General features: G+C 53.5%; 29 protein-coding genes. 10 read left to right on the top strand and 19 right to left on the bottom strand.

Going from position 1 to position 26,121, the window contains the following annotated elements; all coding sequences use genetic code 11:
• Positions 1–27 precede the first annotated feature (27 nt).
• Genes ACLJRS_RS17645 through ACLJRS_RS17630 form a run of 4 tightly spaced genes read left to right on the top strand, consistent with a single transcriptional unit; the run spans position 28 to position 4,075 of the window.
• Positions 28–1,242 (top strand): PfkB family carbohydrate kinase, encoded by a 1,215-nt coding sequence (locus ACLJRS_RS17645; protein ID WP_000667440.1) that lies wholly within the window; start codon positions 28–30, stop codon positions 1,240–1,242.
• 15 nt (positions 1,243–1,257) lie between these two features.
• Positions 1,258–2,019: a glutamine amidotransferase gene (locus ACLJRS_RS17640; RefSeq protein ID WP_001066509.1), complete on the top strand. Its 762-nt coding sequence runs from the start codon at positions 1,258–1,260 to the stop codon at positions 2,017–2,019.
• A 53-nt stretch (positions 2,020–2,072) separates the two neighbouring features.
• The gene (locus ACLJRS_RS17635; RefSeq protein WP_001038949.1) at positions 2,073–3,044 is read left to right on the top strand and encodes a DMT family transporter; all 972 of its coding nucleotides are present in this window, start codon (positions 2,073–2,075) and stop codon (positions 3,042–3,044) included.
• Positions 3,041–4,075, top strand: a complete 1,035-nt coding sequence (locus tag ACLJRS_RS17630) for a phosphotriesterase (RefSeq protein WP_000675710.1) — start codon at positions 3,041–3,043, stop codon at positions 4,073–4,075. The genes ACLJRS_RS17635 and ACLJRS_RS17630 overlap by 4 nt, the downstream gene beginning before the upstream one ends.
• A 44-nt stretch (positions 4,076–4,119) precedes the next feature.
• Here ACLJRS_RS17630 and ggt read toward each other — a convergent pair whose 3' ends face one another.
• The gene (gene ggt / locus ACLJRS_RS17625) at positions 4,120–5,862 is read right to left on the bottom strand and encodes a gamma-glutamyltransferase (RefSeq protein ID WP_000805094.1); all 1,743 of its coding nucleotides are present in this window, start codon (positions 5,860–5,862) and stop codon (positions 4,120–4,122) included.
• 125 nt (positions 5,863–5,987) lie between these two features.
• On the opposite strand from ggt, the gene ACLJRS_RS17620 reads away from it, so the two are divergent.
• Positions 5,988–6,404, top strand: coding sequence for a DUF2756 family protein (locus ACLJRS_RS17620; protein ID WP_000826046.1), 417 nt, complete (start codon positions 5,988–5,990; stop codon positions 6,402–6,404).
• A gap of 12 nt (positions 6,405–6,416) precedes the next feature.
• Here ACLJRS_RS17620 and ugpQ read toward each other — a convergent pair whose 3' ends face one another.
• From ugpQ to livK, 12 genes are all read right to left on the bottom strand, one after another.
• On the bottom strand, positions 6,417–7,157 hold the full coding sequence (gene ugpQ / locus ACLJRS_RS17615; RefSeq protein WP_000073547.1) for a glycerophosphodiester phosphodiesterase: 741 nt from the start codon (positions 7,155–7,157) through the stop codon (positions 6,417–6,419).
• Positions 7,154–8,224, bottom strand: a complete 1,071-nt coding sequence (locus tag ACLJRS_RS17610) for a sn-glycerol-3-phosphate import ATP-binding protein UgpC (protein WP_000907845.1) — start codon at positions 8,222–8,224, stop codon at positions 7,154–7,156. The genes ugpQ and ACLJRS_RS17610 overlap by 4 nt, the downstream gene beginning before the upstream one ends.
• A gap of 2 nt (positions 8,225–8,226) precedes the next feature.
• Entirely contained in the window at positions 8,227–9,072 is an 846-nt protein-coding gene (gene ugpE, locus ACLJRS_RS17605) for a sn-glycerol-3-phosphate ABC transporter permease UgpE (RefSeq protein WP_000572196.1), read from the bottom strand.
• Positions 9,069–9,956 (bottom strand): sn-glycerol-3-phosphate ABC transporter permease UgpA, encoded by an 888-nt coding sequence (gene ugpA / locus ACLJRS_RS17600; protein ID WP_000099303.1) that lies wholly within the window; start codon positions 9,954–9,956, stop codon positions 9,069–9,071. The genes ugpE and ugpA overlap by 4 nt, the downstream gene beginning before the upstream one ends.
• A gap of 104 nt (positions 9,957–10,060) precedes the next feature.
• The gene (gene ugpB, locus ACLJRS_RS17595; protein ID WP_000624747.1) at positions 10,061–11,377 is read right to left on the bottom strand and encodes a sn-glycerol-3-phosphate ABC transporter substrate-binding protein UgpB; all 1,317 of its coding nucleotides are present in this window, start codon (positions 11,375–11,377) and stop codon (positions 10,061–10,063) included.
• 258 nt (positions 11,378–11,635) lie between these two features.
• Positions 11,636–12,004 carry a type II toxin-antitoxin system death-on-curing family toxin gene (locus tag ACLJRS_RS17590; protein ID WP_000174966.1) on the bottom strand — a complete coding sequence of 123 codons (369 nt, stop codon included), beginning with the start codon at positions 12,002–12,004 and terminating at the stop codon, positions 11,636–11,638.
• Entirely contained in the window at positions 12,001–12,222 is a 222-nt protein-coding gene (locus ACLJRS_RS17585; RefSeq protein ID WP_001535398.1) for a type II toxin-antitoxin system Phd/YefM family antitoxin, read from the bottom strand. Before ACLJRS_RS17585 ends, ACLJRS_RS17590 begins: the two co-directional genes overlap by 4 nt.
• A gap of 132 nt (positions 12,223–12,354) precedes the next feature.
• A complete protein-coding gene (gene livF / locus ACLJRS_RS17580) occupies positions 12,355–13,068 on the bottom strand; it encodes a high-affinity branched-chain amino acid ABC transporter ATP-binding protein LivF (RefSeq protein WP_000416114.1) in 714 nt (237 codons plus the stop codon).
• A 1-nt stretch (position 13,069) separates the two neighbouring features.
• Positions 13,070–13,837 (bottom strand): high-affinity branched-chain amino acid ABC transporter ATP-binding protein LivG, encoded by a 768-nt coding sequence (livG, locus tag ACLJRS_RS17575; protein WP_000082083.1) that lies wholly within the window; start codon positions 13,835–13,837, stop codon positions 13,070–13,072.
• A complete protein-coding gene (gene livM / locus ACLJRS_RS17570; RefSeq protein ID WP_000803766.1) occupies positions 13,834–15,111 on the bottom strand; it encodes a branched chain amino acid ABC transporter permease LivM in 1,278 nt (425 codons plus the stop codon). Before livM ends, livG begins: the two co-directional genes overlap by 4 nt.
• A complete protein-coding gene (gene livH, locus ACLJRS_RS17565) occupies positions 15,108–16,034 on the bottom strand; it encodes a high-affinity branched-chain amino acid ABC transporter permease LivH (RefSeq protein ID WP_000003007.1) in 927 nt (308 codons plus the stop codon). Before livH ends, livM begins: the two co-directional genes overlap by 4 nt.
• A gap of 59 nt (positions 16,035–16,093) precedes the next feature.
• A complete protein-coding gene (gene livK / locus ACLJRS_RS17560; RefSeq protein ID WP_000822976.1) occupies positions 16,094–17,203 on the bottom strand; it encodes a high-affinity branched-chain amino acid ABC transporter substrate-binding protein LivK in 1,110 nt (369 codons plus the stop codon).
• Between the two features lie 421 nt (positions 17,204–17,624).
• Between livK and panM the strand changes: the two genes are divergently transcribed.
• Together panM and ACLJRS_RS17550 are read left to right on the top strand one after the other, a co-directional pair.
• Complete coding sequence (gene panM / locus ACLJRS_RS17555; protein ID WP_000778873.1) at positions 17,625–18,008, top strand: aspartate 1-decarboxylase autocleavage activator PanM; 384 nt, start codon at positions 17,625–17,627, stop codon at positions 18,006–18,008.
• Positions 17,986–18,120, top strand: coding sequence for a hypothetical protein (locus tag ACLJRS_RS17550; protein WP_012219321.1), 135 nt, complete (start codon positions 17,986–17,988; stop codon positions 18,118–18,120). Before panM ends, ACLJRS_RS17550 begins: the two co-directional genes overlap by 23 nt.
• A gap of 83 nt (positions 18,121–18,203) precedes the next feature.
• On the opposite strand, the gene livJ is transcribed toward ACLJRS_RS17550, so the two are convergent.
• The 5 genes from livJ to ftsY form a co-directional block, all read right to left on the bottom strand.
• Positions 18,204–19,307 (bottom strand): branched chain amino acid ABC transporter substrate-binding protein LivJ, encoded by a 1,104-nt coding sequence (gene livJ / locus ACLJRS_RS17545; protein ID WP_001528146.1) that lies wholly within the window; start codon positions 19,305–19,307, stop codon positions 18,204–18,206.
• 321 nt (positions 19,308–19,628) lie between these two features.
• Positions 19,629–20,483, bottom strand: coding sequence for an RNA polymerase sigma factor RpoH (rpoH, locus tag ACLJRS_RS17540; RefSeq protein ID WP_000159621.1), 855 nt, complete (start codon positions 20,481–20,483; stop codon positions 19,629–19,631).
• 245 nt (positions 20,484–20,728) lie between these two features.
• Positions 20,729–21,784, bottom strand: coding sequence for a permease-like cell division protein FtsX (gene ftsX, locus ACLJRS_RS17535; protein WP_001081707.1), 1,056 nt, complete (start codon positions 21,782–21,784; stop codon positions 20,729–20,731).
• Entirely contained in the window at positions 21,777–22,445 is a 669-nt protein-coding gene (gene ftsE / locus ACLJRS_RS17530) for a cell division ATP-binding protein FtsE (RefSeq protein ID WP_000617729.1), read from the bottom strand. Before ftsE ends, ftsX begins: the two co-directional genes overlap by 8 nt.
• Positions 22,446–22,447: 2 nt before the next feature.
• Complete coding sequence (ftsY, locus tag ACLJRS_RS17525; RefSeq protein ID WP_001118694.1) at positions 22,448–23,923, bottom strand: signal recognition particle-docking protein FtsY; 1,476 nt, start codon at positions 23,921–23,923, stop codon at positions 22,448–22,450.
• Between the two features lie 125 nt (positions 23,924–24,048).
• On the opposite strand from ftsY, the gene rsmD reads away from it, so the two are divergent.
• Together rsmD and ACLJRS_RS17515 are read left to right on the top strand one after the other, a co-directional pair.
• Positions 24,049–24,645, top strand: a complete 597-nt coding sequence (gene rsmD, locus ACLJRS_RS17520; protein WP_000743275.1) for a 16S rRNA (guanine(966)-N(2))-methyltransferase — start codon at positions 24,049–24,051, stop codon at positions 24,643–24,645.
• Entirely contained in the window at positions 24,635–24,904 is a 270-nt protein-coding gene (locus ACLJRS_RS17515) for a DUF1145 family protein (RefSeq protein ID WP_000906759.1), read from the top strand. Before rsmD ends, ACLJRS_RS17515 begins: the two co-directional genes overlap by 11 nt.
• Before the next feature lie 21 nt (positions 24,905–24,925).
• Here ACLJRS_RS17515 and ACLJRS_RS17510 read toward each other — a convergent pair whose 3' ends face one another.
• The gene (locus ACLJRS_RS17510; protein ID WP_000042857.1) at positions 24,926–25,297 is read right to left on the bottom strand and encodes a DUF2500 domain-containing protein; all 372 of its coding nucleotides are present in this window, start codon (positions 25,295–25,297) and stop codon (positions 24,926–24,928) included.
• Between the two features lie 141 nt (positions 25,298–25,438).
• Here ACLJRS_RS17510 and ACLJRS_RS17505 point away from each other — a divergent pair, with 141 nt between their 5' ends.
• Positions 25,439–26,065: a lysoplasmalogenase gene (locus ACLJRS_RS17505; protein ID WP_000964735.1), complete on the top strand. Its 627-nt coding sequence runs from the start codon at positions 25,439–25,441 to the stop codon at positions 26,063–26,065.
• Positions 26,066–26,121: the final 56 nt, after the last annotated feature.

Below are 26,121 nucleotides of genomic sequence, written 5' to 3'. Positions count from 1 at the left end.
ACTAATTTAACCACGGTGAGGTAAAAAATGAAATTTGAACGCCATCATAGAATATTGAAGGAACTCAGTATTTCGGGAGTTGTAAAAGTTTCAAATCTGGCGAAAAGTCTCAAGGTAACAAAGGAAACTATTCGTTCAGATCTCAATGAACTTGCCGGACAGGGATATCTTACTCGCTGTCATGGTGGTGCATTTATTACCCTTGATTCTCTTGATAACGTCGCAAAAAATGAAATTGCTTATGTGCTGGAAAAATATGAATCAGCGCAGAAAATAAAAAAAGGTCTCTCTGCCATGAAAAATAATGTATGTGTTATTGGCTCGTTCAATGTTGATATTATCAGTTATCTACCGAGATTACCCTCAACGGGAGAATCATTGCTGGCCGATAAATTTATTTTTTCACCCGGCGGTAAGGGATGTAATCAGGCATTAGCAGCAAGCTATGCCGATTCTGATGTGCATTTTATTACTAAAGTAGGCTCAGATCATTTTAGTGATTACGCCATTAATTTTATAAACTCATCAAAAATCCATAAAAGTGTTATCTACCAGACCAAAGAAACACAAACAGGTACAGCAACCATCATGGTGAATGGAGATACCGGAGATAACGTCATCGCTATTTACCCTGGCGCCAACATGACAATTTCCCCTGATGAAATCACCATTCAGAAAGAAGCCATTGTTCATTCAGATATTGTTCTTGTCCAACTGGAGACGAATTACGAAGCGCTGCAGCAAACAATTCGTCTCGCACAAAAAAATGACATACCGGTCATCATCAATCCAGCGCCGTACAATGACATGGTTAACACCATCATTGATAACATTGACTATATTACGCCAAATGAAACGGAAGCAGGCCTGCTGGCCAATATGGCGGTTAATGATATCGAATCAGCCAAATGCGCGGCCAAAATTATTCATCAGAAAGGCGTCAAAAATACCATTATTACATTAGGTAGCAAAGGTTCGCTTGCTTATGACGGCACACAATTCATCTATTCCCCGGCATTTCCGGCAGTTGTAAAAAATACGGCGGGAGCGGGTGACGCTTTCAATGGCGCCCTCGCATCTGGCCTTGCAAAAGGAAAGTCACTGGCATCCGCATTGTGCTACGCCAGCGCATTTGCCTCACTTGCGGTTGAAACGCCTAATGCCTCTGATATGCCGGAAAACGACTCCGTTCTTCATCGTATTCAGGGTTCACATTACAAACAAACTATCTCTACTCACTAAATCAAGGAGCAGACTATGAACAATACGCAGAAAAAACTAAAGGTGCTCTTTATTGGAGAATCCTGGCATATTCATATGATTCATTCAAAAGGTTATGACAGTTTCACCTCCAGTAAATATGAAGAAGGCGCCACATGGTTACTGGAATGCTTGAGGAAGGGCGGCGTTGATATTGATTACATGCCTGCCCACACGGTACAAATTGCCTTTCCAGAGAGTATTGACGAATTAAACCGTTACGATGTGATTGTTATTAGCGACATTGGTAGTAATACCTTCCTGTTGCAAAACGAGACATTTTATCAGCTAAAAATAAAACCAAACGCTCTGGAGTCTATTAAAGAGTACGTCAAAAATGGCGGTGGACTACTCATGATTGGCGGTTATCTGTCATTCATGGGTATTGAGGCAAAAGCCAATTATAAGAACACCGTTCTTGCTGAGGTTCTGCCAGTTATTATGCTTGATGGCGATGACCGGGTAGAAAAGCCCGAGGGTATCTGTGCTGAGGCTGTCTCACCTGAACATCCTGTTGTTAACGGGTTCTCAGATTACCCGGTATTTCTTGGATATAACCAGGCCGTCGCCAGAGACGATGCCGATGTCGTATTAACAATAAATAATGACCCATTGTTAGTGTTCGGTGAATACCAACAGGGTAAAACCGCCTGCTTTATGAGTGACTGCTCCCCACACTGGGGAACCCAGCAGTTTATGTCATGGCCATTTTATACCGACCTGTGGGTCAACACGCTTCAATTCATCGCCAGAAAATAAAAAACAATGGAGTAACGAAAGTTACTCCTTTTATAAAATATAAGGATTGATGTATGAACAAGAATAAGTACTCAACCCCCTTACTGATGCTTGCCACCATCTTAGCCGGTATGCTTTCCCCGATGCAGTCTGCCGTTAATGGGCAGTTAGGACATTGGTTACAAGACGGTAATGCTTGCGCAGTAATCTCGTTTGCCAGCGGTCTGGTCGTCATGTTTTTTATTATTATTGCGCGCAAAGAAACACGCCAGCAATTCGCCTCAATCCCTACTCTGATTAAAAAGAGAAAAATCCCGCTATGGAATTGGTTTGCAGGATTATGCGGGGCGATGGTCGTATTTTCTGAAGGCGCATCCGCCAGCGCGCTGGGCGTTGCCACCTTTCAAACGGCATTAATTTCCGCCCTGCTCCTTTCCGGCCTGCTGTGCGACCGTTTTGGCATCGGTGTGGAGGAGAAGAAATATTTTACGCCATGGCGCATTACTGGCGCATTGTTCGCCGTTATCGCCACCATTTTTGTCGTGTCGCCACAGTGGCACTCAACCTCGTTTATCCTGCTCGCTATCCTCCCCTTTTTGGCAGGGTTACTCGCTGGCTGGCAGCCTGCAGGAAATGCGAAAGTCGCCGAGGCAACGGGCTCCATGCTGGTGTCCATTACATGGAACTTCATCGTCGGCTTTTGTGTCCTGGGCGCGGCGCTGGCGATACGTATCGCATTAGGCCATGTCACCATCCAGTTACCCGATACATGGTGGATGTATCTCGGTGGTCCGCTGGGTCTGCTGTCCATCGGGCTAATGGCGATTCTGGTGAGAGGCTTAGGACTATTGATGCTGGGCGTAGCGTCAACAGCAGGCCAACTGCTTGGCTCAGTGCTAATTGATGAATTGATCCCTTCATTAGGCAATACGGTCTACCTGGTCACCATCATCGGTACGCTGTTCGCGTTAGTCGGTGCGATTGTGACCACCATCCCTGAATACAGAGCATCCAAAATGGCGCAAAGAATGGAGGTGTCAGAATGAAAGGTTTCCTGCAAACCGTAACAGGCCCGGTGGCGCATACGGATATGGGGCTGACGCTACCGCATGAACATCTGTTTAACGATCTGTCTTCGGTCGTAGACGAGCCACATTATGCTTTTTCACAGCAACTGGTGGGAAAGAAAGTCAGTGCTGACCTGCAGTGGGGGCTGAAACACGACCCATACTGCTGCGCCGATAACATGGACCGCAAAGAGATTGATGATGTTATCTTCGAAATCAATAACTTTATGTCTTTGGGCGGCAGGACGATTGTCGACGCCACCGGATCAGAATCCATTGGACGGGACGCCTCAGCGCTGCGAGAAGTTGCCTTAAAAACGGGTTTGAATATCGTTGCGTCATCCGGACCTTATCTGGAGAAATTTGAAAGTACCCGGATCCATAAACCTGTTGAGCTGTTAGCCTCACTCATTGATAAAGAACTGAATCAGGGTATTGGCGAGACGGATATTCGCGCTGGCATGATCGGTGAAATCGGCGTATCTCCCGCGTTTACCCAAGCGGAGCGTAACAGCCTGCGGGCAGCGTCTCTGGCACAATGTAACAACCCCCACACGGCGATGAATATCCATATGCCAGGGTGGCTGCGACTGGGTGATGAGGTGCTGGATATCGTGCTGGAAGAAATGAACGTCTCTCCGGCAAAAGTCTCGCTGGCGCATTCGGACCCTTCAGGAAAAGATGTCGTCTATCAACGTAAAATGCTCGACCGTGGCGTATGGCTTGAATTTGACATGATTGGTCTGGACATCACCTTTCCAAAAGAAGGTGTCGCGCCGGGCGTTCAGGAGACCGCAGATGCAGTAGCGAATCTGATTGCACTGGGTTACGCCGACCAAATCGTTTTAAGCCATGATGTTTTTCTCAAACAGATGTGGGCGAAAAATGGCGGAAATGGCTGGGGGTTTGTCCCGAATGTCTTCCTCGCCTATCTGGCTGCTCGCGGAGTAGACAACGATACTCTGCGCAAGCTTTGTATTGATAATCCAGCCCGATTACTCACGGCATAATCTGCAAATAGCCCGGTGTCTGACACCGGGCCTGGAATTAAAAATCAGTATCCCGCCGTTAAATCATCCACCGAACGCGGGTCAGACGCGCCATACAGTTCGCCATCCGGTCCAACCATAATACTTTGGGTACTGCCCATCGCTTCTTTCAGCGCGACTTTCTGCCCTTTCTGTTCCAGCAACTTCAGCGTATCGGGGCTGAAGCCCTTTTCTACCCGCAGTTCGTCCGGCAACCATTGATGATGGAAACGCGGCGCGTTGGTCGCTTCGGCGACGTTCATGCCAAAATCAATGCTGTTCACTACCATTTGCAGCACGGTAGTGATGATTCGACTCCCGCCAGGACTGCCGGTCACCAGCCAGGTTTTGCCCTCTTTAACGACGATAGTGGGCGACATCGACGACAGCGGACGCTTCTTCGGACCGACCGCGTTAGCATCGCCGCCCACCAGGCCATAAACATTAGGTACACCGGGTTTAGCAGAAAAATCATCCATTTGATTATTCAGCAGAATACCGGTATTTCCCGCCACAATTCCTGTGCCGAAGGTGGTGTTCAGGGTATAGGTCACCGCCACAGCATTGCCGTCTTTATCCACCACCGAGAAGTGGGTGGTCTGGTTGCTTTCATACGGGGCGAGCTTGCCCGGTTTTATCTGGCTGGAAGGTTTGGCCTTGTTGATATCAATTTGATCGGCCAGCGTTTTCGCATAGGCTTTGTGGGTCAGCGCCTGCCACGGCACTTTCACAAAGTCCGGATCGCCCAGATACTCTGAGCGGTCAGCGTAGGCGTATTTTTCCGCTTCCGCCATGATTTGCATGGCATCGGCGCTGCCAAAGCCGTACTTCTTCATGTCGAAGTTTTCAAGAATATTAAGGATCTGTACGATGTGAATACCGCCCGAGGATGGCGGCGGCATGGAGAAGACCTGATACCCGCGATAGTCACCGCTGATTGGCGTACGCTCAACGGCTTTATAGCTGGCTAAATCCTCTTTGGTCATCAGACCGCCGTTCTTCTGCATTTCTCCGGCTATCTGGTCAGCAATCGCCCCTTTATAAAACGCATCCGGGCCGTTTTCGGCAATCATTTCCAGGCTTTTCGCCAGATTCTTCTGGACCAGCTTATCGCCTTTTTTCAGCGGCTCGCCGTCTTTCCAGAAAATGGCTTTGCTGTTCTCATGGTTGGGGATCACTTCGCTGCCGTAAGTTTTTAAGTCGTCGGCCAGCGCATCGTTAACCACAAAACCCTCTTCCGCCAACTTCATCGCCGGACGCACCACTTTATTCAGCGGCATCGTGCCGTATTTCTCCAGCGCCAGCGAGAACCCCGCCACGGTACCCGGCGTACCGGATGCCAGATGCGACGTCAGCGACTTTTTCGCATCGGCGTTACCCTGATCGTCGAGGAACATATCACGGGTCGCGCCAGCAGGCGCCATTTCACGAAAATCGATCGCCGTGGTAGCGCCATCTTTAGTGCGCAGCAGCATAAATCCCCCGCCGCCCAGATTTCCGGCTTGCGGATGCGTGACAGCCAGCGCATAGCCCACGGCGACGGCGGCATCCACGGCATTACCGCCCTGCTTTAAGATATCCACGCCAACCTGCGTCGCCATTGCATCCACGGACGCCACCATCCCTTGCGTCGCCCGCACAGGATGAAAGACATCTTCTTCAACACCATAGGAGACTGGCGGCGCGACGGGAGGATTGGCCACCGCGCTAAACGTCCCCCCGGCCAGCAGAGCGGCGATCGCCACCCAGCGCATAAACGTTGGTTTCATCGTTGTTTTTCTCCAGATAAATGGGTGTATGTCCCGTTTAATCCTGGTCCACAACGCTTAAAAAATCATCATCATGGCGAAATAGAGGTACACTTAAAAAGAGGCCTCATCGGGAGGAGACGACAATGAAACGCTTACTACTTATTACGGCTTTGTTACCCTTTGCTGTATTGGCCCAGCCAATTAACACTATGAATAATCCTAATCAGCCAGGTTATCAGATCCCCAGCCAGCAGCGTATGCAGACGCAGATGCAAACGCAGCAGATTCAGCGGCAGGGTATGTTGAAACAACAGATGCAAACGCAGGCGCGCAGCCAGCAGCAAAATCTACAGTCACAGTTGAATGCCAATACGCAGCGGGTTCAGCAGGGACAGCCGGGCAACGGTATGCTCGGTCAGCAAACGCTGCCCAATACGCAGGGCGGAATGCTCAGCGGCAGCGGAAACCCGGACCGGATGCTAAACCATTCCCAGCCAATGTTGCAGCAGGACAGCGGGACGCCGCAGCCTGACATCCCGCTGAAAACCATCAGCCCTTAAAATTGACGGCCCTTAAAACTGAAAGTGAGGGCCGATGTCATCAATGCGATCGGTGCAGATACAATCCACGCCCCAGCGCAGCAGCTCTGCCGCCCGCTGGGGCTGATTGACGGTATACACCAGAATCCGCAGACCCGCGGCCTTAATCTCTTGCACTCGCATCTCATCGAGTAATTTATGGTTGAGATGGAGGGAAACACAGCCCAGACGGATCGTCAGTTCACGCCAGTCTTCACGCCATTTATCCAGTAGTAACCCGCGCGGCAGTTCAGGTGCTGCCGCCTGCGCCGCTTCCAGCGCCTCTATCTCAAAGGAAGAAAGCAGCGGCGGCGTCATCCCGGCCCACAGTTCGCGGGCGGCCAACGCCACGACGCGTCCTGTTAGCCTTCCGCTCCCCGTTGTCGGTTTGATCTCAATATTCGCCATCATGCCGTGTTTACGGCAGCGCTCCGCCACCTGCGAGAGCAACGGCAGCGGCTCGCCTTTAAATTCGCCGCTAAACCAACCGCCAGCGTCCACACGCAATAAATCCTGCCAGTTCAACTCGCCCGCCACGCCCCAACCGTTGCTGGTGCGCTCCAGGTTATCGTCATGCAGCAGGAAAATTTCGCCGTCTTTCGACAGCTTGGCATCAAACTCAATCATGGTGTGCCCGTATCGCGCGCCCACGTCAATCGCCGCCAGAGTGTTTTCCGGCGCCAGTTTACCGCCGCCGCGATGGGCGACAATGTGGGGATAAGGCCAGTTACTCATACACGTTGTCCTGTTTCGCCATCAAAAAGATGCCGCTGATGTTCCGGCAGATGCAGCCATAGCGTACTGCCCGCCGCCGGGCGCTGCTGATGCGCCAACCGCACCACCAGTTTCTGATCGCCCCAGCGCCCATGCGCCAGATTATCCGCGCCCAGAATCTCCAGCGTATCTACCGTTAGCGGCACGCCGCCTTCCGCCTGCGAGCTTAACGCAATATGCTCCGGTCGGATACCCAGCGTCATGTTACGTCCGGCATGCCCCCGATAGTCCGTACCTATCGGTAACGCCAGACCGCCAGGCAATTCGAAACGGTCGCCGGAAGCGCTGATAACGCCATCCAACAGGTTCATCGCCGGGCTGCCGATAAAGCTCGCCACGAAGCGACTGGCCGGTTTTTCATATACCTCTACCGGCGTGCCAATCTGTTCTGCGACACCTTTATTCATCACCATCACCCGCTGGGCCAGCGTCATCGCCTCTACCTGATCGTGAGTAACATAGAGCGAGGTGGTACGAAGACGACGATGCAGATGCTGTAACTCCAGACGCATCTGCACGCGCAGCTTGGCGTCGAGGTTAGAGAGCGGTTCGTCGAATAAGAAGACTGCCGGCTCGCGGACGATCGCGCGCCCCATTGCCACGCGCTGCCGTTGACCGCCGGAAAGCTCGCGTGGACGGCGTTTAAGCAGGCCGTCCAGCTCCAGAATGCGCGCCGCCTCCCGCACGCGTTCTTCAATATGCGCTTTGCTCATACCGCGAATTTTTAGTCCCCACGCCATGTTCTCCTCTACGCTCATATGGGGATAGAGAGCATAGTTCTGAAATACCATCGCGATGCCGCGATCTTTGGGTTCCATCTCGGTGACACGTTTGCGATCAATCCAGATATCGCCGCTGGTCACGCGTTCCAGACCGGCCACCATCCGCAACAACGTTGATTTGCCGCAGCCGGACGGCCCGACCATCACGATAAATTCGCCATCCGCCACGTCCAGCGTCAGCGGTTGAATGACCTGGGTTTTGCCGTCCCAGCTTTTGGTTACTGCCTGTAGTTTTAAACCAGCCATTTTTATTTCTCACTGTCCACTAAACCACGCACAAACGCCCGTTGCATGGCTAAAACGATAACGACCGGAGGGATAAGGGTGAGCAGCATTGCCGCCATCACCTGGTTCCATTGCGTGGTACCTTCGCCGGTGGCGATCATCCCTTTGATACCCGCTACGGCAGTGCCAAGATTCACGTCGGTGATAATCAACAGCGGCCACAGATACTGGTTCCAGCCGTAGATAAAGGTGATGACGAATAACGCCGCCAGGTTGGTTTTTGACAGCGGCAACACGATGTCGCGGAAAAAGCGCATCGGCGACGCGCCGTCAATACGGGCCGCCTCCACCAGTTCATCCGGAAGCGTCATGAAGAACTGACGAAACAGGAAAGTGGCGGTAGCGGACGCCATCAGCGGTAGCGTCAGACCAGCATAGCTGTCGAGCATTTTCAGGTTGGCGATCACTTCCACCGTCGGGAAGATACGCACTTCAACCGGCAGCATCAGGGTGATAAAAATCATCCAGAAGAACAGGTTACGCAGGGGAAAACGAAACCAGACGATGGCGAATGCGGAAAGCATAGATACCGTGATTTTGCCTACCGTAATGCTGAACGCCATAATGAAACTGTTAAGCATCATCAGCCAGAATGGCGCGCTATTAACACCGACGCCGTTGACCCAAATAGTTTTGATATTCTCCAGTAACTGCGTGCCGGGAAGCAGCGTCATCGGCGTCTCAAACACCGCGCGGTCGTCCAGCGTCGCCGCGACAAACGCGACATACAGCGGAAACAAAATGACCGCGATCCCCAGAATCAGCATGGTATGGCTGAATATTGTCAGCCCGCGACGATTCTCTATCATTGGTAACGCACCTTACTTTCCACATAGCGGAACTGCACCACCGTCAGAATGATGACGAGGAACATCAACACCACCGACTGCGCGGCGGACGCCGAGAGATCCAGGCCGGTAAACCCTTCGCGATAGATCTTATAAATCAGCGTCGTGGTGGCTTGTACCGGCCCGCCGGCGGTCGCGGCGTCGATCACCGGGAAGGTGTCGAAAAAGGCGTACACCAGGTTGACCACCAGCAGGAAGAAACTGACCGGCGCAATAAGCGGCAAAGAAAGCCGGAAGAAACGACGAATCGGCCCGGCGCCGTCAATGGCCGCCGCTTCCACCAGCGAGCGGGGAATGGATTGCAGCGCGGCAAAGAAGAATAAAAAGTTGTAACTAATCTGCTTCCAGACTGACGCAAATACCACCAGGAACATCGCCTGACCGCTGTTTTGCGCGTGGTTCCAGTCATAGCCGAATTCGCCAAGGAAATGGGTGATTAATCCCCGCCCCGGGTTAAACAGGAAAATCCACAATACGGCGGCGACGGCGGGCGCGACGGCATAAGGCAGCAGCATCAGCGTCTGATAAAAACGGCTGCCGCGCACCACGTAATCCACCAGGGCGGCGAAAAACAACGAGACCAGCAGGCCGCTAAACGTGACCAGCGCGCTGAATTTAATCGTCGTCCAGAAGGCATCGAGATAATAACTGTCGTGAAAAAGCGCGACGAAATTCTCCAGCCCGACAAATTGGCTGGAAAAACCAAACGGATCGACGCTTTGCAGCGAATACCACAGCGCTTCGCCCGCAGGCCAGATAAAGAAAATAACGGTGATAACCAACTGCGGAGCAACCAGTAAATACGGCAGCCAGCGCGAGCGGAACACCGGACGGGATGATGACATGAAGATTCTTTTCCTGGAAGGTGCCGGATGGCGGTGCAAGCACCTTATCAGGCCTACAAACGCTGTAGGCCTGATAAGCGCAGCGCCATCAGGCACTTATACACTTAAGATTTGCTCGCTTTCTCAAAACGACGCAGTAACTGATTCCCGCGATCCACCGCGGTATCCAACGCCTGTTGTGGGGTTTTCTTCCCGGTCCAGACGCTTTCCAGCTCTTCGTCCACGATGGTACGAATCTGCGGCATATTGCCCAGACGCAAGCCTTTGGTGAAGGGTAACGGCGGCTTATTCAACATCTGGCGAGTGGCGATATCCGCACCGGGGTTTTTATCGTAATAACCCTGCTCGCGGGTCAGCTCGTAGGCGGCGGTGGTAATCGGCAGGTAGCCGGTTTTTTGATGCCATTCAGCAGCGTTTTCCGGTTTTGCCAGGAAGTCGAGGAATTTGGCGACGCCGGTATAGGTTTCTTTATCTTTACCCTGCATGACCCATAGGCTGGCTCCGCCGATAATAGCGTTTTGCGGCGCGCCCTTGATATCAGCGTCGTACGGCATCATACCCACGCCATAGTTAAATTTGGCATACTGGCGGATATTGGCGAGCGAGCCGGAGGACGCGGTTGTCATCGCGCAGTCACCGTTATAAAACTTCTCGGTAGACTCGTCCTTACGCCCAACATAGCTGAAGTCGCCTTTTTTATTCATCTCTTCCAGCAGCGCGATATGTTTCACCTGCTCTGGCTTATTAAACTCCAGCACCGCATCTGTACCGTCAAAACCATTGTTTTTACTGGCGAAGGGGAGACCGTTCCAGGCGCTGAAGTTTTCCAGTTGGATCCAGCCTTGCCAGCCGCTGGCGTAACCGCATTTCATGCCTGCCGCTCTCAGTTTCGCGGTATAGTCAGCCAGCTCCTGCCAGGTTTTCGGCGGCTGTTCCGGATCTAAACCGGCTTTCTTAAAGGCGTCTTTGTTGTAGTACAGTACCGGCGTGGAGCTGTTAAAGGGCTGGGAGAGCAGATGCCCGCTTTTAGCATCGGTGTAGTAGCCTGCAACGGTCGGTACAAACTGGGACTCGTCAAAGTTAATACCGGCGTCTTTAAACACTTCATAAACCGGCTTAATGGCTTTCGAGGCCATCATGGTCGCTGTCCCAACCTCATAAACCTGCAATATTGCCGGCGCGTTGCCGGTACGGAATGCCGCGATCCCGGCGCTCAGGTTCTGTTCATAGTTCCCCTTATAGACCGGAACGATTTTGTAATCCGGATTGGCCTGGTTGAAACGTTGCGCCAGTGAATCAACTTCTTTGCCTAACTCCCCTTCCATTGAATGCCAGAATGGAATAGTGGTGACGGCCAACGCCTGACCCGTAAATGCCAGACTCAGCGCCAGTCCTAAAGCTGTATGTCGTAACGATATCATCGGTTATCTCTCTTTTTGTGCCGGGATGCGCGATATCACGCGTTTTATGTTCGCGGGGGTAACATGACATGCTCGAATGACAGAAAAATAACTTTTTTATTACAAAAAAAAGATAGTAAGGCGACAGAGAGATGGCAAGGCAGTGAAAGCGCCGGAAAAGAAAAGTGGGAGCTACGGCACGAATAGGTACGACGTTATTCTCGGGGGTGGCGCACACGCCGTAACCCAACCAGACGGAGCGTCGCCGGGATTAACGTCTCAGGCACGTAAGCGAACGGCAATTTGTTCCAGCGTAAGCCGCCCTGCCGCCGCATCGACTGTCATATCGACAAAATCCGGATTCGCAGCGAGTGAGATCCCGTTACGCTTTAAAAACAGCAGCGTAATAAATAAGGCGGTGCGTTTGTTACCATCATTGAAGATATACCCACGGGATATAGTGAGCAAATGCATTGCCGCCAGCAGCCACACGTCGGTCACCCCTTCATATTCGATTTGATTGAGTACCCGATACATTAGCGCTTCCGCGCGGCCAGGATCAGGCATGCCTGTTACACCAGGCGTAACGCGGAGAAGCCTGTCGTGAAACTGAATTATCTCTTCCGCTGAGATAAGTTGTAGGGTCATTTATCCGCCAGCTTCCTGAGCTCATTGCCATGAACCGCCATAATGGCAGCAAACTCATCATCCATTCGCGCCGTCTGATAACGCTCAAACTCCTCGGCGCTGATGATCACTGCGGACTTATGCCCACGACGCGTGATGGTAACAGGGCCCGCCGTTACCGCGCTTTCCAGGACTTCGGCCAGATTTTGCCGCGCTTCGCTATAGTTAACCGTACGCATAAACACCTCCCCAGTTGTACATGTTTATTGTACAACAAACATGTACAAAAAAAGAGCCATCAGGCTCTTTTGAAAAATTTTACCGCTTGCCGTTACCGGGGGCGGCGCACGCGCTTCCCCCCCTGGCACAGTCTAACCGCCCAGATAGGCGCTGCGCACCGCTTCGTTCGCCAGCAGTGCATCACCGGTATCGGATAGCACCACGTGGCCGTTTTCCAGCACATAACCGCGGTCGGCGAGCTTCAGCGCCTGGTTGGCGTTCTGCTCGACAAGGAAGATAGTCATACCCTGCTCGCGCAACTGCTCAATGGTGTCGAAGATCTGCTGGATGATGATCGGCGCCAGCCCCAGCGACGGTTCATCCAGCAGCAATAGCCTCGGCTGGCTCATCAGCGCGCGGCCAATCGCCAGCATCTGCTGTTCGCCGCCGGACATGGTGCCCGCTCGCTGGATACGGCGCTCATGCAGGCGCGGAAACAGCTCGTACACCCATTTGATACGCTCCTGAAACCGATCGCGCTCGGCAAAAAAACCGCCCATCGCCAGGTTCTCTTCTACCGTCATCCGCGAGAAGACGCGCCGCCCTTCCGGCACTATCGCCACCGCTTCACGCATGATTTTCGCCGTCTGCCAGTCGGTTATGTCTTTACCGTCAAACACCACCCGTCCGCTGGAGGCGCGCGGATCGCCGCACAAGGTGCCAAGCAGCGTCGTTTTCCCCGCGCCGTTAGCGCCAATCAGGGTAACGATTTCCCCCTGGTTGATGTGCAGACTGACGTCGTGCAGCGCCTGAATCTTGCCGTAGTGGGCGCTGACTTTTTCAAACGTTAACATCGTTTTTTCCATCTTATGCCTCACCCAGATAAGCGCGGATGACGTCCGGGTTGTTGCGGATCTCTTCCGGCGTGCCGTTCGCCAGCGGCGTGCCCTGGTTCACCACGTAAATGCGATCGGAAATGCCCATCACCAGCTTCATATCGTGTTCAATCAGCAAGATAGTGGTGTTGTGATGGTTACGTAGTTCGGCAATCAGCTCATCCAGCTCTTTGGTCTCTTTCGGGTTAAGGCCAGCCGCCGGTTCGTCGAGCATCAGAATTTCTGGCTGCGTCACCATGCAGCGGGCAATCTCCAGCCGGCGCTGGTCGCCGTAGGCCAGATTACTGGCCTGGCGGTTGGCATGTTCCAGCAGGCCAATACGCTCAAGCCAGGTCGCCGCGCGGTCCAGCGCTTCGCTTTGCGCGCGGCGGAAAGCGGGCGTTTTCAACAGGCCGGAAAAGAGGCCCGTTTTCAGTTGCTGGTGCTGCGCCACCAGCAGATTTTCAATCACCGTCATTTCGCGAAACAGGCGCACATGCTGGAAAGTGCGTACCACGCCCATGCGGGCGATCTGCTGGCCCGGCAATCCTTCCAGATGCCGCTCGCGCAACGTGATCGTACCGCCTGTCGGCTTATAAAAACCGGTCAGGCAGTTAAACACCGTCGTTTTACCCGCGCCGTTAGGGCCAATCAGCGACACAATTTCCCGCTCACGCAATTCCAGCGATACATTGTTGACCGCCAGCAAACCGCCAAAGCGCATCATCAGGCCGTTAACCGCTAATAATGGCTGACTCATGCCTGCTCTCCTTTCGCCTGACCACTTTTCAGCTTCAACTGCGGACGCGTCATCGGCAGCAATCCCTGCGGGCGCCAGATCATCATCAACACCATCAAACCGCCGAGCATCAACATGCTGTATTCGTTGAAATCGCGCATCAACTCGCGCGACACCACCAGCAGAACCGCCGCCAGGATCACCGCAAACTGCGAGCCCATTCCGCCCAGCACCACAATCGCCAGCACGAAGGCGGATTCGGCGAAGGTGAAGGATTCCGGGCTGACAAAGCCCTGGCGGGCGGCAAACAACGTCCCGGCGAAACCGGCAAACGCGGCGCTGATAGTAAAAGCGGTCAGCTTGATGCGCGTCGGGCTTAAACCTAATGAGCGACAGGCGATCTCATCTTCACGCAACGCTTCCCACGCCCGGCCCAGCGGCATACGCAGCAGGCGGTTAATGACAAACAGCGACAGGACCACCAGCAACAGGGCCACCAGATAGAGGAAAATGACCCGGTCGGATGGGTCGTACTTCACGCCAAAGAAATTGCTGAAGGTATCCCAGCCGCCTTCGCGGGTGCTGCGGCTAAACTCCAGACCAAACAGCGTCGGTTTCGGGATCTGGCTGATGCCGTTCGGGCCGCCGGTAATTTCCGTGTTGTTGAGCAGCAGGATACGGACGATTTCGCCGAAGCCGAGCGTCACAATCGCCAGATAGTCGCCGCGCAGACGCAGTACCGGGAAGCCGAGCAGGAAACCAGCAGCGGCGGAGACCAGTCCCGCCAGCGGCAGGCAGGTCCAGAAACCCAAACCATAATAGTGGTTGAGCAGCGCAAAGGTATAAGCGCCGATGGCGTAAAAGCCGCCGTAGCCCAATACCAGCAGGCCGGACAGCCCCACCACCACGTTCAGCCCCAGACCGAGGATGATATAAATCATGGTCATAGTGGCGATATCGACGCTACCGCGCGACACCATAAACGGCCACGCCACGGCGATAACCAGCAGCGCCATCAGAAACAGCTTTTGCTTAACGGTAGAGCCATCGATCGCCGGCAGAATAAACTTCGGTCCGGAGACGTGCTTCACCGCTTTCTGGAACATCGGACGCAGCAACTGAAAGAAAAAAACCACTGCCGTACCGATAAAGATCCACTGCCAGCGGATGTCGGCGGCGGTATCCACCACCAGTTTGGTGCCGTCCAGCTCCAGTTGTACGCCCATGAAGACGCCAGCCAAAACGAAGAACATCGCCGCAGAGAACAGAGCCATCGCAATATGCATCGGTTTCATACTTTCTCTACCTCCGGACGCCCCAGGATACCGGTCGGCATCACCAGCAGTACCAGAATCAGCAGAGCGAACGACACGACATCTTTATATTCGGTACTTAAATATGCAGACGAGAGCGCTTCGGCGACGCCCAAAATCAGACCGCCGATCATCGCGCCCGGAATGCTGCCTATACCGCCCAGTACCGCTGCGGTGAACGCTTTCATCCCGGCCATAAAACCGATGTAGGGGTTAATTACGCCATAGAACTGACCGAGCAGTACGCCCGCCACTGCCGCCATTGCCGCGCCGATAACAAACGTTAGCGCAATAACGCGGTCGGTATTAATGCCGAGCAGGCTGGCCATTTTCAGATCCTCCGCGCAGGCGCGGCAGGCGCGGCCCATCCGGGAGTAGCGAATGAAAATGGTGAGCGCCAGCATAGCCAGAAAGGTGACTATCCAGATAACCGCCTGCATGGTGGTGATGGACGCGGAAAAGTTTTCGCTGCTGCCCACAATCCACTGGCCGTTAAACAGGCTGGGTAACGCCACGTCGCGCGAACCTTCCGTCAGGCTGACGTAGTTTTGCAGGAAGATGGACATCCCGATGGCGGAAATCAGGGCGATCAGGCGCTTGGAGTTGCGCACGGGCCGGTAAGCGACTCGCTCGATACTCCAGCCGTAGGCGCTGGCAATAATAATCGCGCCGATAAATCCAGCGGCCACCAGGAGCCAACTGGTGTCTATTCCCATCATCATTAGCGCGGCGATGATCATAAAAGAGACGTAGCTGCCGATCATATACACCTCGCCATGAGCGAAGTTGATCATGCCGATAATGCCGTACACCATCGTATAACCGATAGCAATCAGCGCGTAGGTGCTCCCCAGCGTGACGCCGTTAAACATCTGCTGCAAGAAATAGAGAAACTGCTCGGACATAAGGTAACCTTTTTAAACCCGCCCGGCGTGCGGGCGGTGGGATAACTTATCTTCTGGCATTACTTCGCGACGGTTGACGAGCCGTCGGCGTGCCACTGGAAGACGCCAAATTCAAATCCCTTAAGATCGCCTTTTTCATCCCATTTCAGCGGCCCAATAACGGTATCAGCCCCGTTCGCTTTAAGATCTTTCACCAGATCCAGTGGAGCATGGCTGGCGCTACGCGTCATTGCGGTCGCCAGCGACTGGACGGCGGCGTAGGTGATCCAGACATACGGACCGCTGGGATCTTTCTTGTCGGCTTTCAGCGCCTCAACAATCGCCTTATTCGCCGGGTCCTGGTCATAACGTTTTGGCATCGTCACCAACATGCCTTCCGCCGCACCGCCCGCAATATTGGACAGCGACGCGTTACCCACGCCTTCCGGCCCCATAAATTGCGTTTTCAGGCCATTAGCCCGCGCCTGGCGCAGCATCTGCCCCATTTCCGGGTAGTAGCCGCCGTAATACACAAAGTCGATATTCTCTTTTTGCAAGCGGGCAATCAGGGCGGAGAAATCTTTTTCGCCGGCGGTAATACCATCAAAAAAGACAATATTGGCATTGCCCTGCTTCAGACCATCCTGCACGGAGCGCGCCAGTCCTTCGCCGTATTGCTGTTTATCGTGAATGATAGCGATGCGCTGCGGTTTCACCGTTTCCAGGATGTATTTCGCGGCCGTTGGCCCCTGGGAGGAGTCCAGGCCGGCGGTACGCATAATGTACTGATAGCCGCGCTGGGTCAGCTCCGGGTTAGTCGCCCCCGGGGAGATCATCAGAATACCTTCATCTTCATAGATATCGGATGCTGGCTGAGTAGAAGAAGAACACAAGTGACCAATAACGTACTGAATACCGTCGTTAACGATTTTGTTGGCCACCGCCACCGCCTGTTTTGGATCGCAGGCATCATCGTACTCTACGCCGACCAGCTTATCGCCTTTAATACCGCCTTTAGCGTTGATGTCTTTAATGGCCTGGCGCGCGCCGTTAAATTCCATATCGCCCCATTGCGCTACCGGGCCGGACATCGCCCCGACTATGGCGACTTTAATATCATCTGCCATTGCCCCCTGCGAGACTGCTAATGCAACAATCCCTGCGATTATTGTTTTCGCTTTCCGTTTCATGTGCCTGTATCCCCATTCGTGATGTTATATGTTTTGTTTTTTGCTGGTTAAAAAGCAGACTGTACTTTTTATAAATGGTGCGCTTTTTACTGACTCATTAATGAGTTAGCGCAGCATTTAAAGCATAATAAGATTAAAATCTCTATTTTTCAGTCTATTAAGAAAAGATAATATTCTGCTTTTCGTTATAGATAAACAAAAAAAAGCACGCTTGTCAGCATAAAATAACGGCACATTAAGCGGAATAATTCACTAGCATTCAGGGAATTATGCTGCCTGTTTTCCATTCTCTAATGCTTCAAACTGTAATTATCGTTGTTAAAAAATTAATAACCTGGTAAATGACACAAAAAAGAGAAAGCATCTGGCCTGCCTGTTTCGGTACACTGATCGCATCTTTTGAAATCGGGACAAGCCGTCGATGAAGCTGACCATTCTTCGTTTAGAACACTTTAGCGCTCAGGATCAGATCGATCTGGGCAAAATCTGGCCGGAATATTCCGCCTCCTCATTAAGCGTAGATGAAACGCACCGGATTTATGCCGCGCGGTTTAACGAGCGTTTGTTGGGCGCCGTAAGAGTGACGCTGAGCGGAACGCAGGGCGCGCTGGATTCCTTACGCGTGCGTGAAATCACCCGTCGTCGCGGCGTCGGGCAATACCTGGTAGAAGAAGTCATCCGCGATAATCCCAACGTCTCGTCGTGGTGGATGGCGGATGTCGGTGTTGAAGACCGCAGCGTGATGGCCGCGTTTATGCAGGCGTTAGGTTTTACCGCCCAGCATGACGGCTGGGAGAAGCGCTAAAAGAAAGCCGGATGGCGCTGACGCTTATCCGGCCTACATGCCGGGAGAAAAGATAAAAACCACCTCGCAATTTTCCAGGAATTTCGCGTTGCAGGCAGGCGGCAAGTTATGAAATCCCCGGGAGCTTACATAAGTAAGTGACCGGGGTTGAATAACGTAGCCAACGCACCTGCAGCGCGAAAGGCGCCAGGAAAATCACTTGGCGTCCGTCGCCGTACCATTCGCATGCCAGTCAAACACGCCGAACTCAAATCCTTTCAGATCGCCTTTCTCATCCCACGACAGCGGTCCCATTACGGTGTCGACCGTGGCGCCTTTCAGGTATTTGGCGATTTCCGCCGGATCGTCGGAGTGGTTCAGCCCCGCCTGCAACGATTGCAGCGCGGCGTAGGTGGTCCACACGAATGCACCGCTAGGATCTTGTTTCTTGGCTTTGATGGCATCCACAATCGGTTTGTTCGCTGGCACCTGATCGTAGTTCTTCGGTTTGGTGACCAGTAAGCCTTCCGCCGACTCTCCGGCGATGTTAGACAGCGACACGTTCGCCACCCCTTCCGGCCCCATAAACTGGGTTTTCAGCCCTGCGGCGCGGGACTGGCGCAAAATCTGCCCCATTTCCGGGTGATAACCACCGTAGTAGACAAAGTCGATATTCTCTTTTTTCAGACGCGCTACCAGAGTGGAGAAATCTTTTTCGCCGGCGGTGATGCCGTCAAAGAATACGACGTTAACGCCGCCTTTCTTCAGACCGTCCTGCACCGCGCGCGCCAGCCCTTCGCCGTACTGCTGCTTATCGTGGATAATCGCGATGCGCTGCGGTTTTACCTTCTCCAGAATATATTTTGCCGCCGTTGGCCCCTGGTCAGAGTCCAGGCCGGTCGTGCGCAAAATCAGGTTATAGCCGCGTGCGGTCAGCTCCGGCGCGGTCGCCGCCGGGGTTATCATCAGGATGCCTTCGTCTTCGTAGATATCAGACGCTGGCTGTGTGGAAGAGGAGCATAAGTGACCGATAACATACTTGATGCCGTCGTTCACCACTTTGTTAGCGACCGCTACCGCCTGTTTCGGGTCACAGGCGTCGTCATATTTCACCGCGACGAGCTTATCGCCTTTAATACCGCCTTTCGCATTGATATCGGCAATTGCCTGTTCCGCACCGGTAAACTCCTGATCGCCATACTGCGCCACCGGACCGGACATCGCGCCGACAACCGCGACTTTAATGTCCTCGGCGAATGCCATATGGCTTAATGACAGGGCGATACATCCTGCCAATAACGTTTTACCCTTCATATTCATCCTGATAATCCCCATTATTCTGGTTGTTACGTGTGTTGTGGTGTTATTGTTCAGCACTTTATTTCGATTATTGGCTAGCTACCCGTGCTTTAGCAGCATACTCTGCTAAAACATACCCGATTTTTATTATTTTGGAATAGCTAAATTTACATCCAGATAACAGATTTGTGTCGGTGGGGGAGAGGAAGGGCCCGTAGGCCCGATAAGCGAAGCGCCATCGGGCAAACGTGTTGCCGGATGGCAGGGTAAACGCCTTATCCGGCCTACAAAAAACAAAACCCCCGAATTCACATTCGAGGGTTCATTGGCAATTCGCGAAGATTACGCTTCGATCGCAGCGCGAAGCTTTTTCATGGCGTTCTTTTCAAGCTGGCGCACACGCTCAGCGGAGACGCCGTAACGATCGGCCAGCTCCTGCAACGTAGACTTATTGTCTTCGTCCAGCCAGCGAGCGCGGATAATATCCTGGCTACGCTCGTCGAGCCCCTGCATCGCGTCGGTCAGTCGGTTGGCGGCCTGCTCTTCCCAGTTATCGTCTTCAATGCCGTCGGCAAAGTTAGACGATTTATCCTGCAGATACAGCACCGGCGCCATTGGCTGGCTGTCGGACTCATCGTCCGAAGACATGTCAAACGTCATGTCCTGCGCCGCCATACGCGACTCCATCTCACGCACGTCTTTACTGGAAACACCCAGTTCGCGCGCCACCATTTCAACCTCATCCTGATTAAACCAGCCCAGACGCTGCTTGGTTTTACGCAGATTAAAGAACAGCTTACGCTGCGCTTTCGTGGTTGCGACTTTAACGATACGCCAGTTACGCAGCACGTATTCGTGAATTTCTGCTTTAATCCAGTGTACGGCGAAGGAAACCAGGCGCACGCCTACTTCCGGGTTGAAACGGCGTACGGCTTTCATCAGGCCGATGTTGCCTTCCTGGATCAAATCCGCCTGCGGCAGACCATAGCCCGCATAGTTACGAGCAATATGAACAACAAAGCGCAGGTGAGACAGGATCAGCGTTTTAGCTGCTTCCAGATCGCCCTGGTAATGCAGCCTTTCAGCCAATGCCCGCTCCTCGTCAGCCGATAACATCGGCCACGCGTTCGCCGCCCGGATATAAGATTCCAGGTTGCCAACAGGGGCTAAAGCTAAATTTTGCATTTCTTTGGTCATTCAAATCCTCTCAATCAGTATTGCCTGGCACCGTCAGCGAGCAACAACCGTGCCAAAGCCGATGAGCAACGAGAATATCACCCACTCTTTTATCAGACAGTGATTTTATCCACAAGTTCAATGTAACACTGTGCATAATTTGCACAAATCTTGTGACATAAAGATGACGCGCGGGGAAGAGACAACAGGGACTCTTTCCCTGCGAACGGAAGCCCATTGCAGGGAAAGATTATACCACGATTTTATCAATCGGGAGTAAAGTGACGTAAATGTTGCACCGTGGCCAGCCAGGCGGCGATCCAGCCAATCATGGAACAGACCAGCAGCAGCAACAGGCACTCATCGAACGATAAGCCATTGAGATCAAACTTCGTGCCGAAGACCTGCGCCACTTCAGTCACCGCCGATGATAAACGCATCACCAAAATTTCAGACAATATCAGTGAAAGAAACGCGCCGGAAAAACCGAGCAACGCGCCGCCGTAGAGGAACGGACGCAGGATAAAGCCATCGGTCGCGCCAATCAGCTTTTGCACGTTAATGGTATCGCGACGGGCAAAAATGCTCAGGCGCACGCTGTTGCCGATAACGAGGAAGACCGCCGCGACCATCAGCACGCCAATCATCGCCGACACGCGGCCCACCAGCCCAGTGAGCGCCGCCAGGCGCGCAAACCAGCTATCATCCATGCGGACTTCGTCAATGCCGTTAATCTGCGAGATACGGTCGCGCAGCGTATTAAGCGAGGCGGTACTCTGGAAGTCCAGCTTGGGGATCACCACCGCCACCGCTGGCAGCGGGTTCTCTTCCAGCATATCCAGCGCGCCGCCAAAACCCGACCAGTTGCGGAATTCGCCCAGCGCGTCCTCACGGGACAGGTAGTTGACCTTCTCAACGCCCTGCTCGGCCTGAAGCTGCCCAACGACCCGCGCCGCCGCATCATCATCCAGCGTTTTTTGCAGATAAACGGTGATCTGCGGCGACGGATAGTACTGAGTCGCCGCCTGGTTGACGTTCTTATAGACCATGTAACAGACGCTGGGCAGCGTCAGGGAGATAGCGATCACCATCACCGTTAGAAACGTCGCCAGCGGTTTGCTTTTCAGATCCTGCAGCGCGCCGTGCCAGGCATAGCGCACCTGCTCATTAAAGACGTTCGTTTTACGTGAGTTCGGTTTCGGCGTCGGCTTCTGGCGTCCTGGCGCGTTGCGCCCGCCGCCTGTTCCGCCGCGAGACTTACGTAGTCGATCCAACCGTCCGCCGAACTGCCTGATTTGGTTAATCGCGTCGCGCCTATTCATTGGCCAGGCCTCCATGCAGATGTCCATCGCTCAGGACGAGCTGCCTATAGGAACGACGGGAGATAAGTCCAATATCGTGCGTCGCCATCAGTACCGTCACCCCTACGCGGTTAAACTCTTCAAACAGACGTAAAATCCCTTCCGACAACGCGTCGTCCAGGTTCCCGGTCGGTTCATCCGCCAGCAATACCGCTGGCTTATTGACCACCGCGCGGGCGATGCCCACGCGCTGTTGTTCGCCTCCGGAGAGTTGAATCGGGAAGTTTCTCGCTTTGTCCAGTAGTCCAACCTTATCCAGCGCCGCCGACACACGACGGCGGATATCATCGCCGCTGGCGCCGGCAATGATTAACGGTATCGCCACATTGTCATAGACCGTGCGATCCATCAGCAGATGGTGATCCTGGAAAATCATCCCAATCTGGCGGCGCAAAAACGGCACTTCGCGGTTTTTCAGGCGCGTAATATCATGCCCGCTGAAGAAGATTTTGCCGGCGCTGGGCCGCTCAATCCCACAGATTAGCTTCAGCAGGGTACTTTTCCCCGCGCCGGAGTGGCCGGTCAGAAACGCCATCTCGCCTGGCCGCATATGGAATGTCACTCCCTGCAGCGCTTGTCTCCCGCCGAGATAGGCCTTGCTGACATGTTCAAAGCGAATCATTGTTAATCCTCTCGGGCAAAAAGTGCCTCAATAAAATCGTCCGCCTTAAACGGACGCAAATCCTCGATACGTTCGCCCACGCCAATGTAACGGATAGGAATGCCAAACTGGTCAGCTACCGAGAAAATCACCCCGCCTTTCGCCGTACCGTCCAGCTTGGTCAGGGTAATACCGGTTAAGCCTACCGCTTCATGGAACAGTTTGGCCTGGCTTACCGCGTTCTGTCCGGTACTGGCGTCAATGGTCAGCATAACCTCATGCGGCGCTTCTTCGTCCAGCTTTTTCATGACGCGAACGATTTTTTTCAGCTCTTCCATCAGGTGCGACTTGTTCTGCAGACGCCCTGCCGTATCGGCAATTAACACATCCACATTACGCGCCTTCGCGGCCTGGATAGCGTCAAAAATCACCGAGGCGGAGTCCGCGCCGGTATGCTGGGCGATAACCGGAATGTTGTTACGCTGTCCCCAGACCTGTAGCTGTTCGACCGCCGCCGCGCGGAAAGTATCCCCCGCCGCCAGCATCACTGATTTACCCTGCTGCTCAAACTGGCGCGCCAGTTTACCGATAGTGGTGGTTTTACCCACGCCGTTCACGCCAACCATCAGAATAACAAAAGGCGTTTTACCTTCAATATTAAGCGGTTCGTCTACCTTCGCCAGAATCTCGCCCATCTCGTCTTTCAACAGACCATACAGCGCCTCAGCATCTTTAAGCTGTTTGCGGCTGGCGCCTTCCGTCAGATTAGCGATAATCTTACGCGTGGTTTCCACCCCGACATCAGCGATGAGCAACTGCTCTTCCAGCTCCTCGAACAAATCATCGTCGATTTTCTTGCCGCGGAACAGACTGATAAATCCGGAACCGAGATTTTCTTTGGTTTTCAGCAGACTGCGTTTCAGGCGGGCAAAGAAACCTTCTTTAGTCGGTTTTTCCTGCTCCTGAACGATCGCTTCCACCGGCGCGTCTTCTTCCGCCGGCGGAACAACCATCACCGCCTCTTCCGCCGCCTGAGCGGCCAGCGCCTGCGCTTCCAGCTCTTCGTCGGTGAATTTCGCCGCGTTTTCGCCCTCTTCTTCTACCGCAGCAATAACCTCTACGGTTTCCGCTTCGGCCTGCCACTCTTCCGGCGAGATAGCCTCGTCTTTGACCTCTTCCGGCAGCGGCAATTCCTCGCGTTCCACCGCGATCTGCGGCGCTGCCATCTCAATGGCCGTCGCGGGCTCCGGCTCTACCGGCTGCGGTTTTTCGCTCTCCTGAACTTTCTCAGTAACGTCCACCACCTCTTCCGCAAAGGCTTCGGTTTCTGCTTTGCTGTGTGCGGGCGTTTGCGCGTCTACGTCTGCCGCCGTTTCAACAGGGGGCTCAACCGGTCGTTGTTCCTCAACAATCTGCTGTTCTTCGGTCTGTTCCTGCTTCTGCTCTTTATCACCGAAGCCCAACCAGGAAAAGAAGCCACGTTTTTTCTGTTTTGCCATCTGCGACTACACCCCTCGCGGCGCTATATACATGGAAGCTAAAAAAATGATGAAATAGTCTATCACTTAACTTAATTCACATCACCGCCTGGAATAACTTGCAACAGGCGGTTCGAGCAAGAGAAATGAAAAAACCGACTCACTCTGGCAGCGGCCAAATCCGCATTATTGGCGGGCAATGGCGTGGCCGTAAATTACCGGTTCCGGACAGCCCGGGTCTGCGTCCCACCACCGATCGCGTGCGCGAAACGTTATTTAACTGGCTGGCTCCGGTAATGGTAGACGCCCATTGTCTGGATTGCTTTGCCGGCAGCGGCGCGCTGGGTCTGGAAGCGCTATCGCGTTATGCGGCCCAGGCAACGTTACTGGAAATGGATCGCGCCGTATCGCAGCAGTTGCAAAAAAATCTGGCGACGCTGAAAGCCAACAATGCTCGCGTCGTCAATACCAATACTCTGGCCTTCCTCAGCCAGCCGGGGACGCCGCATCACGTCGTCTTTGTCGACCCGCCGTTTCGTAAAGGGCTGCTGGAAGAGACGTTACAATTGCTGGAAACCCAGGGATGGCTGGCCGACGACGCGCTAATCTACGTAGAAAGCGAGGTGGAAAACGGTCTGCCGCCCGTTCCGGCGAACTGGGCATTGTATCGAGAAAAGGTGGCCGGACAGGTTGCTTATCGTCTGTATCAGCGCGACGCGCAAGGAGAAAATGATGTTGATTAATCTGGGCCGCTTATTAATGCTCTTCGTGTGGGCATTTTTGATTCTTAATCTGGTGCATCCCTTCCCGCGCCCGCTCAATATCTTCGTCAACGTGGCGTTGGTGTTCATGGCGCTGATGCACGGTATGCAACTGGCGCTGCTGAAATCAACGATACCGAAAGAGGGTCCGCAGATGACGACGGGAGAAAAAATCCGCATTTTCCTGTTCGGCGTGTTTGAGCTGCTGGTCTGGCAGAAGAAGTTTAAGAACAAAAAATAACGTTTGCTGCCGGATGACGGTTTATTCGTTATCCGGGGTACGGCTAACAAACCCGACGAACCGCGTTCCCTTATAGCTCAGCGTACCTTGATCGCCCACCGTCAAAGCGTGGTACTGCTGCGCTTGTAAACGGAACGTTTTTTCCAGACCGCCATTGAGCGGCTTAAAACTGACCTCATAGCGCATACTGGTTCCCGCCGGGCTCACTTCCTGCTGGCGAGAGCGTCGGTCGTTGACCGGCTTCTCCCGTTTATTGCTGACCACGACCTGCTTTTGCTGTAACGGCGCCGCCTCATTAGCGGCTTTTTCCCGCCGTTGCTGAACGAAGCGGAACGACGCGGCAACTACGATTAATGCAATGATTATAATGAAGAAAAGCGGTGGCTTACTCATACTGTTAACCTGTCAGAAAATGCGGAAATAAGCATACCCTGCCCGTTATAGTGTTGTCATCTGACCGTCACGGCCTCTACACTGAATAATAGAGCCGCAAGCATACCGTTTGCGAAAAAATAACGAATTCAAGGAATTAAGATGCTTTGGTCGTTTATCGCTGTCTGCCTGTCCGCATGGCTGTATGTGGACGCCTCCTATCGCGGGCCAGCCTGGCAACGCTGGGTTTTTAAGCCCGTCACGTTATTACTGTTGCTGTTACTGGCCTGGCAAGCGCCGATGTTTGACGCCATCAGTTATCTTGTGTTGGCCGGACTGTGCGCCTCGCTGGTCGGCGATGCGTTAACGCTCTTGCCGCGTCAACGCCTGCTGTACGCCGTCGGGGCATTTTTCTTATCGCATCTGCTCTACACCATTTACTTTGCCAGCCAAATGACGTTGTCGTTCTTCTGGCCGCTGCCGCTGGCGTTACTGATAGTCGGCGCGTTGCTTATCGCCGTTATCTGGACGCGACTGGAGGAGCTACGCTGGCCGGTATGTACTTTTATCGCCATGACGCTGGTCATGGTCTGGCTGGCGGGCGAACTGTGGTTCTTCCGTCCAACGGCGCCAGCCCTTTCGGCCTTTACCGGCGCGACGCTGCTGTTTATCGGCAATATCGTCTGGCTGGGTAGCCATTACCGCCGCCGTTTCCGGGCGGATAACGCAATTGCCGCCGCCTGCTACTTTGCCGGACACTTCCTGATTGTTCGCTCGCTGTACCTGTAAATAATAGCGCTTGACTCTGGAGTCGACTCCAGAGTGTATCCTCCGGTTAATGAGAA

The sequence above is a fragment of the Salmonella sp. SAL00670 genome (assembly GCF_046552235.1).
GTDB lineage: Bacteria > Pseudomonadota > Gammaproteobacteria > Enterobacterales > Enterobacteriaceae > Salmonella > Salmonella enterica.
This window is presented reverse-complemented; position numbering and strand designations above follow the sequence as displayed.

Coding starts and splice junctions, on each gene's coding strand:
- ACLJRS_RS17645 (WP_000667440.1), top strand. CDS start 28: ATGAAATTTGAACGCCATCATAGAATATTGAAGGAACTCAGTATTTCG.
- ACLJRS_RS17640 (WP_001066509.1), top strand. CDS start 1,258: ATGAACAATACGCAGAAAAAACTAAAGGTGCTCTTTATTGGAGAATCC.
- ACLJRS_RS17635 (WP_001038949.1), top strand. CDS start 2,073: ATGAACAAGAATAAGTACTCAACCCCCTTACTGATGCTTGCCACCATC.
- ACLJRS_RS17630 (WP_000675710.1), top strand. CDS start 3,041: ATGAAAGGTTTCCTGCAAACCGTAACAGGCCCGGTGGCGCATACGGAT.
- ggt (WP_000805094.1), bottom strand. CDS start 5,862: ATGAAACCAACGTTTATGCGCTGGGTGGCGATCGCCGCTCTGCTGGCC.
- ACLJRS_RS17620 (WP_000826046.1), top strand. CDS start 5,988: ATGAAACGCTTACTACTTATTACGGCTTTGTTACCCTTTGCTGTATTG.
- ugpQ (WP_000073547.1), bottom strand. CDS start 7,157: ATGAGTAACTGGCCTTATCCCCACATTGTCGCCCATCGCGGCGGCGGT.
- ACLJRS_RS17610 (WP_000907845.1), bottom strand. CDS start 8,224: ATGGCTGGTTTAAAACTACAGGCAGTAACCAAAAGCTGGGACGGCAAA.
- ugpE (WP_000572196.1), bottom strand. CDS start 9,072: ATGATAGAGAATCGTCGCGGGCTGACAATATTCAGCCATACCATGCTG.
- ugpA (WP_000099303.1), bottom strand. CDS start 9,956: ATGTCATCATCCCGTCCGGTGTTCCGCTCGCGCTGGCTGCCGTATTTA.
- ugpB (WP_000624747.1), bottom strand. CDS start 11,377: ATGATATCGTTACGACATACAGCTTTAGGACTGGCGCTGAGTCTGGCA.
- ACLJRS_RS17590 (WP_000174966.1), bottom strand. CDS start 12,004: ATGACCCTACAACTTATCTCAGCGGAAGAGATAATTCAGTTTCACGAC.
- ACLJRS_RS17585 (WP_001535398.1), bottom strand. CDS start 12,222: ATGCGTACGGTTAACTATAGCGAAGCGCGGCAAAATCTGGCCGAAGTC.
- livF (WP_000416114.1), bottom strand. CDS start 13,068: ATGGAAAAAACGATGTTAACGTTTGAAAAAGTCAGCGCCCACTACGGC.
- livG (WP_000082083.1), bottom strand. CDS start 13,837: ATGAGTCAGCCATTATTAGCGGTTAACGGCCTGATGATGCGCTTTGGC.
- livM (WP_000803766.1), bottom strand. CDS start 15,111: ATGAAACCGATGCATATTGCGATGGCTCTGTTCTCTGCGGCGATGTTC.
- livH (WP_000003007.1), bottom strand. CDS start 16,034: ATGTCCGAGCAGTTTCTCTATTTCTTGCAGCAGATGTTTAACGGCGTC.
- livK (WP_000822976.1), bottom strand. CDS start 17,203: ATGAAACGGAAAGCGAAAACAATAATCGCAGGGATTGTTGCATTAGCA.
- panM (WP_000778873.1), top strand. CDS start 17,625: ATGAAGCTGACCATTCTTCGTTTAGAACACTTTAGCGCTCAGGATCAG.
- ACLJRS_RS17550 (WP_012219321.1), top strand. CDS start 17,986: ATGACGGCTGGGAGAAGCGCTAAAAGAAAGCCGGATGGCGCTGACGCT.
- livJ (WP_001528146.1), bottom strand. CDS start 19,307: ATGAATATGAAGGGTAAAACGTTATTGGCAGGATGTATCGCCCTGTCA.
- rpoH (WP_000159621.1), bottom strand. CDS start 20,483: ATGACCAAAGAAATGCAAAATTTAGCTTTAGCCCCTGTTGGCAACCTG.
- ftsX (WP_001081707.1), bottom strand. CDS start 21,784: ATGAATAGGCGCGACGCGATTAACCAAATCAGGCAGTTCGGCGGACGG.
- ftsE (WP_000617729.1), bottom strand. CDS start 22,445: ATGATTCGCTTTGAACATGTCAGCAAGGCCTATCTCGGCGGGAGACAA.
- ftsY (WP_001118694.1), bottom strand. CDS start 23,923: ATGGCAAAACAGAAAAAACGTGGCTTCTTTTCCTGGTTGGGCTTCGGT.
- rsmD (WP_000743275.1), top strand. CDS start 24,049: ATGAAAAAACCGACTCACTCTGGCAGCGGCCAAATCCGCATTATTGGC.
- ACLJRS_RS17515 (WP_000906759.1), top strand. CDS start 24,635: ATGTTGATTAATCTGGGCCGCTTATTAATGCTCTTCGTGTGGGCATTT.
- ACLJRS_RS17510 (WP_000042857.1), bottom strand. CDS start 25,297: ATGAGTAAGCCACCGCTTTTCTTCATTATAATCATTGCATTAATCGTA.
- ACLJRS_RS17505 (WP_000964735.1), top strand. CDS start 25,439: ATGCTTTGGTCGTTTATCGCTGTCTGCCTGTCCGCATGGCTGTATGTG.